The 6,730-nt window shown below is 62.2% G+C and carries 5 protein-coding genes and 2 tRNA genes; 4 read left to right on the forward strand and 3 right to left on the reverse strand.

The window, feature by feature from the left end; translation table 11 throughout:
* Positions 1-50: 50 nt before the first annotated feature.
* The 3 genes from ACFQ24_RS04665 (at position 51) to ACFQ24_RS04675 (ending at position 1,348) form a co-directional block, all read left to right on the forward strand.
* Positions 51-127, forward strand: a tRNA-Met gene (locus tag ACFQ24_RS04665).
* A gap of 325 nt (positions 128-452) precedes the next feature.
* A complete protein-coding gene (locus ACFQ24_RS04670; protein WP_380909336.1) occupies positions 453-824 on the forward strand; it encodes a c-type cytochrome in 372 nt (123 codons plus the stop codon).
* A 395-nt stretch (positions 825-1,219) separates the two neighbouring features.
* Positions 1,220-1,348 carry a hypothetical protein gene (locus ACFQ24_RS04675; protein WP_380909338.1) on the forward strand — a complete coding sequence of 43 codons (129 nt, stop codon included), beginning with the start codon at positions 1,220-1,222 and terminating at the stop codon, positions 1,346-1,348.
* Positions 1,349-1,378: 30 nt separating this feature from the next.
* Here the strand turns inward: ACFQ24_RS04675 and paoC are convergent, their stop codons facing one another.
* The 3 genes from paoC to paoA are packed head-to-tail and all read right to left on the reverse strand — an operon-like array spanning position 1,379 to position 5,171.
* A complete protein-coding gene (gene paoC, locus ACFQ24_RS04680) occupies positions 1,379-3,583 on the reverse strand; it encodes an aldehyde oxidoreductase molybdenum-binding subunit PaoC (RefSeq protein WP_380909340.1) in 2,205 nt (734 codons plus the stop codon).
* Positions 3,580-4,536 (reverse strand): FAD binding domain-containing protein, encoded by a 957-nt coding sequence (locus tag ACFQ24_RS04685; RefSeq protein WP_380909342.1) that lies wholly within the window; start codon positions 4,534-4,536, stop codon positions 3,580-3,582. Before ACFQ24_RS04685 ends, paoC begins: the two co-directional genes overlap by 4 nt.
* Positions 4,533-5,171, reverse strand: a complete 639-nt coding sequence (paoA, locus tag ACFQ24_RS04690; protein ID WP_380909344.1) for an aldehyde dehydrogenase iron-sulfur subunit PaoA — start codon at positions 5,169-5,171, stop codon at positions 4,533-4,535. The genes ACFQ24_RS04685 and paoA overlap by 4 nt, the downstream gene beginning before the upstream one ends.
* A gap of 326 nt (positions 5,172-5,497) precedes the next feature.
* Between paoA and ACFQ24_RS04695 the strand changes: the two genes are divergently transcribed.
* Positions 5,498-5,572, forward strand: a tRNA-Gly gene (locus ACFQ24_RS04695).
* Positions 5,573-6,730: the final 1,158 nt, after the last annotated feature.

Below are 6,730 nucleotides of genomic sequence, written 5' to 3' on the forward strand. Positions count from 1 at the left end.
AAAGCCAAGCCGACAAATGGCCGCGCCAACGCCCAAGGCCAACAAAATATCGCGGGATGGAGCAGCCCGGTAGCTCGTCAGGCTCATAACCTGAAGGTCGTAGGTTCAAATCCTACTCCCGCAACCAAACACTATACAAATACAAACGCCGCCCCTCGGGGCGTCGTCGTCGTATGCCACAGAGCGCCGTAGGGGCCTAATACCAGCAGCGTAGCCTCTGCAAACACAGTAAGCAGCCTTCCTGGACCGGATGGCTCCGTCGCCAAGGGCTCTCATGCCCTATTTATGTGCGATACTTCCCCGCCCCAAATTCGACCAACGCATCAAAATCACTCTATAGTTCCAATCGTTCAGGCTGCGGCAATTCTGTTTGTCGGACAAGAGACCGGAGGCTCGCCAGCGTGGCGACTTTGCTGTCCTGTTCACGATCAATCGATCAGCGAGGTTCTATGATGCGGAAGTTTTCCCTGTTTCTCCCTTTGATCGCGCTGGCGGGGCCTGCCGCTGCCCAGGCGCCCGATGCGGCGTTGGGCAAGCGCGTCTTCATGCGATGCATGGCGTGCCATAATGTCGCCGCCAATGCTCCGAACAAGATCGGCCCCAATCTGTACGGCATAGTGGGAAAGAAGGCGGCGGCCATCCCGGGTTTCCGCTATTCGACGGCCCTTCAAAAGTCTGGAATCAGCTGGGATGTGGCGACGCTTGATAAATGGCTGACGCGCCCGTCTGCCGTCGTTCCGGGGACGTCGATGGTGTTCGCCGGCATCGGGAAGCCGGAGGAACGGCAAGCGCTGATCGCTTACCTTAAAAAGCCGACGCCTTAATGTCGGCGTGAGCAACCGCGCGGCAGCGGCGAAAAGGCGCTGCCCCGTGGAAATGCGTGCCGCATTGAGCCTTACGCGACAACTATGACGCCCACTCCAATGATCGCCCAAAATCCGATCGCCAGAGGCAGTCCGATGACGAGGCCCCTGAGCGCCGGGCCGATGTGATCGTTCACCATATCTTCTCTCCTACAGGAGGAGCAATGCGGGCAGGCCTGTGATTGTTCCCCCAGCGCATTCAGAGGACGTCAGAGAGCTTTCACGCTGATCTGGATCAGCGTCTTCATCTGGAACAGCGAGAAGCGCCTGCCGTTCCATCCAGCATAGTCTGCACGGAGGAAGAAGATATGGCTCCGCCCCCTGATCGGCGCCCATGGATGTGGGCAGGCGCGCTGTTGATTATTGCCTTAGCGATCTTCTTCCTGTTCCGCGGCTTCCTTGACGGCGGTTCGCCGGTGAATGCTGATCCACCCCGCGACACTGCTACCAACAACGCCGCCCGAGTGAGCCAGACCACCGATTAGGCAAGCTGGTTCCAAAGAGATATCAAGCACTCAGGCGCGCTGCGCCTTGAGCAGCTTATCGAGCGTCAGGGGGTAGTCACGCAAGCGTATACCGGTCGCATTGTAGATGGCGTTGGCGACCGCAGCGCCAGCGCCGCAAATCCCGAGTTCCCCAACACCCTTCGCCTTCATCGGCGAGCTTTTGTCATCGAGTTCGTCGATGAACAGCACGTCCTGCTCGGGAATGTCGGCATGTACCGGGACCAGATATTCAGCCATGTCATGATTGACGAAGAAGCCGAAGCGGGTGTCGACCTCCAGCGCTTCCATCAAAGCCGCGCCCACGCCCATCGTCATCGCGCCGATCACCTGGCTCCGGGCGGATTTGGGGTTCAGGATGCGCCCCGCCGCAAAGGCCCCGCCCATGCGGCGAACGCGCACTTCGGCGGTGTCCATATCGACACCGACCTCGCAGAAATGCGCGCCGAAGGTTGCCTGCGCATAGCGTTTATCGAGATCGCCATACTCCATGCTGTCTTCGGCCCATATGCCGTCCCGTCCAGCCAAGGTAGCGAGGGGCTGGGACTGGTTGCCGAACTTGACCAGCCCGTCGTCGAATTGCGCCTGTTCGGCGGGATAGCCGGCCTTCTCCGCCAGCTTCGCGCGCAGCGCCGCGGCAGCGGCATAGACCCCGGCCGTCGAACTGTTGGCACCCCACTGGCCCCCTGAGCCTGCCGAAGCCGGAAACCGGCTGTCGCCAAGTCGAACGGTCACATTCTCCAAAGGCACGCCCAGCATCTCAGCGGCCGTCTGGCCAAGGATGGTATAGGTGCCTGTGCCGATATCGGTCATGTCGGTTTCGACGATGACCTGTCCTTTGGCATCGACGCCGATCCGCGCGCCTGACTTCATCACCAGATTGTTTCGGAAGGCGGAAGCCACGCCCATGCCGACCAGCCAGCGGCCGTCGCGGACCTTCCCCGGCTTCGGGTTGCGCTTGCTCCAGCCGAACCTATCCGCCCCGGCGCGCAGACATTCCACGAACTTGCGGCTTGAAAAAGGTCGCTGCGGTCCGGCCTCCGGGTCATATTGCACATCGTTGCGGATGCGCAGTTCTACCGGATCGACGCCGCAGGCCTCCGCCAGCTCGTCCATCGCGACTTCGAGCGCCAGCAATCCGACCGCTTCGCCGGGCGCGCGCATCGCATTGCCTTCCGGCAGGTTCAGCGTCACCAGCCGGTGGGCGGTCAGGCGATTGGCACCACGATAGAGCAATCGCGTCTGCTGGGCCGCGGTTTCCGGACCGCCGCCCGGCAGGTCGCCGGACCAGACCTCATGCGCGATGGCATCGATCACCCCGTCCTTGTCCGCGCCGATCCGGATTCGCTGGATCGTGGCGGGGCGATGGGTGGTGTTGTTGGGGATCTGATGGCGCGCGATGGCGACCTTCACTGGCCGTCCCACCTGCCGCGCTCCCAGCGCCGCGAGCAACGCGTCGGCACGCAGGAAGAGCTTCGATCCGAAACCCCCGCCGATATAAGGAGAAACCAGCCTGACATTTTCCTTGGGGATGCCCAGCGTCTTGGCGACCTCGCCCACGCCCCAGGCGATCATCTGGTTCGACGTCCACAGGGTCAACTTGTCGCCATTCCACGCCGCGGTGGTGGCGTGCGGCTCCATCATCGCGTGGCTCTGATCGGGCGTGGTGTAATGTTGGTCGATCCGGACTGCGGCTTTCCCGAAAGCGCCGTCGAAATCGCCAGCCTTGGTATCGGCGGGCGAACCGAACATGTCCGGCGGCATCACACCCCTGATGCTTTCGGCGGCGAGATCGAACTTGCCGCCCTCGGTCGTATAGTCGATCCTTACCAGCTTGGCCGCATCCCGCGCATTTTCCAGCGTGTCGGCGATGACCAGCGCGACCGCCTGCTCATAATGATCGATCTGGGGGCCGCCCAGCAGCGGCGCGGTGTTCATGGAACCCTTGCCCAGCTTTCCCGCATTGGCGTGGGTCACGATGCCCAGCACGCCGGGCGCTGCTTCGGCTGCGCGCAGGTCGATCGCCGCGATCCTTCCCTTGGCGATGCCCGATCCGACGATCCAGCCATAGACGGGCTTGGGTGCGGCGTCGTGCCGTTCATAGGCATAGGGCGCGGTGCCGGTCACCTTTGCCGGGCCGTCGATGCGGCTGTGCGGAATGCCGACCACCCGGCCTTTGTCGATCGGGTTGGCACCTGCGGGGGTTGCGAACTTCATGCCCGTGCCTCCTGTTGCCGATAGACCGACGCCAGCGTCCTTTCGACCAGCAGCGTCTTGAATGCATTATGATGGGTGGTGCGCGCGCCAGCCAAGGCTGCTTCCGCCACGGCCTTGGCACCCTTGCGCGCGGCGGCATCGGCAGCCTCGACCCGCCACGGCTTGGTCCCGATCCCGCCAAAGGCGAACCGCGCCGTTCCGTCCCGGCCGAACACCGCTGCGACCGAAACCAATGCGAAGGCGTAGGACGCCCTGTCCCGCACCTTGCGATAGACATGCGTGCCGCCAATCGGCTTGGGCAGCGTGACGGAGGTGATGATCTCTCCGGCCTTCAGCACCGTTTCGCGGTGCGGCGTGTCGCCGGGCATCAGGTGGAAGTCGGCGATGGGGATGGAGCGCGCCGTGCCGGCGGCATCGACGGTGTCGACCTTGGCGTCCAGCAGCCGCATCGCAACCGCCATGTCGCTGGGATGCTGGGCGATGCAGGCGTCGCTCACGCCCAATATGGCGAGACCCCGGCTAAGGCCCTGCATCGCGCCGCAACCGCTGCCGGGCTTGCGCTTGTTGCACGGCATGCGCGTGTCGTAGAAATAGGGGCAGCGCGTACGCTGGAGCAGGTTGCCGCCGGTCGTCGCCTTGTTGCGCAACTGCCCCGACGCGCCGGCAACCAGCGCGCGGCTCAGCACGGCATAGTCGCGTCGCACCGTCCTGTCGGCCGCCAGATCGGTGTTGCGGACCAGTGCACCGATCTTCAAGCCCCCGTCCTCCGTCTTTTCGATCCGGTCCAGGCCCAGATGATTGACGTCGATCAGGTGGGTCGGCGTCTCGATCTGCAATTTCATAAGGTCGAGCAGGTTGGTGCCGCCGGCGATGAAGCGCGCGCCCTGCACGGATGCCGCCGCTTTAGCCGCTGCTTCCACGCTCGTTGCGCGCTCGTAGGTAAAGGGCCTCATGCCTTGGCCTCCCCCGCGACGTCGCGCATCGCGGCGATGATGTTGGGATAGGCGGCGCAGCGGCAGATATTGCCGCTCATCCGCTCGCGCAGTTCGGCGTCGCTCATCTGCACCTTGTCCAGATCGCGCGTGGCGTGGCTGGGCACACCGGCCTCGATCTCCTCCAGCACCGCGACGGCGGAACATATCTGCCCAGGCGTACAATATCCGCACTGATAGCCGTCATGCTCGATAAACGCCTGTTGCATCGGATGGAGCCTGTCTGGCGTGCCCAGGCCCTCGATCGTGGTCACCCTTTCGCCGTCATGCATCACGGCCAGCGTCAGACAGCTATTGATGCGGCGGCCTTCGACAATCACCGTGCAGGCGCCGCACTGTCCATGGTCGCAGCCCTTCTTCGTGCCCGTCAGGTGCAGATGTTCGCGCAGCGCATCCAGCAGGCTGGTGCGCGGGTCGAGCTGCAGATGCACCTCCCGACCATTGACGTTCAGTTCCACCGGGATCATGCGCGCTCCTCCAGCATCTTTGGCAGATCGGTCAGCCTGGCTTTGTCCATGGGATATGGCGGGCGCGGCTGCGGCCAGCACGGCGCTCCCCTGCAGCAATCCGCGGCGCGTCATCGGGTTGCACGACATGGATGATCCTCCCTGTTCATCTGTGAGGCACTACGAAGATGTAGCCCGTTCGATCCCGTCCCGCGCATCATCCTGCGCAAGATAGCAGATATTCGTTCCGGCCTCAAAACAGGCACAGCACTGGTGTATGCCCCTGATTCGCCAGATATCAACCAACATGGATTATCATGACGGCCATGTCCGATCGCCGAAAAAGCTGAAAATCTCCAGGTTTTCGCGTTCAAACCGCCAATTTCATTTTTGTGCAATTCTTCCCTTGCCGATGCGGACAAGCGCTGCTAGTTCCCCGCCACCCGCCGAGAGGGACTTCTCCTCCGGCCGCCAGAGCGGGCGTAGCTCAGGGGTAGAGCACAACCTTGCCAAGGTTGGGGTCGAGGGTTCGAATCCCTTCGCCCGCTCCAGATTTTGTTAAAAAATCAGTCAATTACTAGATATTGATTTGATCTTGGGAAATCCATTTTCCTATCATCGTCCACATGTTTTTCAGTGGAGCAGCGTTTAGTAGCGTATGTTCGGGAAGGGTTTGGTCCTTCAGTTGCTGCCGCGTTTGCCAGCCAATCTGAATCACGATCATAGCGCGCGCGAATGGGGCGCGTTGAAGCGCAGGCGGGTAGGGCGGGATGGTGCGACGTTGCTCCGGCTACCTCTCACCTATGCGCTGGGGGGATGAGCCTACGGTCTGCAGCGTCAGGGGCGGCTGGATGCGGTATCGCGCATTTGTCGGGCGTCGGGCTACTGAAACGCCTAAAAGGAGTGATCGACTGGTTGAGCTACGGCGCCGCGTTCCTGTTCGACGCGGATATCCGCAGCCGGAATGCAACGCGACGGCTGCGGGTGGTAGATGGAAGCGTGATTCGCTCTGCTAACACCGAACGGCGCGCGGCTGGACTGGAGCGCGCTTTACGCCGAAATGCAGCCGGGACAAATGGCCGAACACGAGGTGCTGGTTGATCATTTTGGCCGTAAGCGAGGAGCGCCCGAGGGCTCAGCCTTCCGAGAATGTCTTATCGTTAGCCGCAAAGACGAAGCTTCGTCGGGACTGACGCGTAGGGCGATATGGTTTGAGCATAGGAGGAAGGACCGGGTGGGCGCGCAGCTCATCCCTTGACCGTCGCGTCGGCGAATTTTCTTCTATTACTTCGGTTCCCGCGCGGGAAATGTTTGCGGACAATGCGACCGCAGCCGGCCGCCTGCGCTGACAGAATGAAGGTGCGATCAAACGGCCTGAGAGCGGGCTCGTGATCGATGTGCTCCCAGCGCATGACAGACAACTCGCTTGGTGGCTCGCGACATATCTCATTGTCGGGGTGTTGATCGACGAGGCTGTCGCCGAAGGCCTCGCTTTTCCCCCTGCGTCTTCGGCAACGGCAGACGCACACCTATCGCTATGACAAATACAGAAATTCCTGAGAAACGCGCTTTTGGTCGCAATCCTGTCAATCGGCGTCCAAACGGGACCCCCGATCGGCGCGCAAAAGGGACCCCCTTTCGAGTATGGCACGACGGTCGAGGAACGCTCCTTGCGCTGCGCGTGGCGTAGGGAGGGCGGAGCCCGACCG

The organism is Sphingobium olei (assembly GCF_042678845.1).
GTDB lineage: Bacteria > Pseudomonadota > Alphaproteobacteria > Sphingomonadales > Sphingomonadaceae > Sphingobium > Sphingobium olei.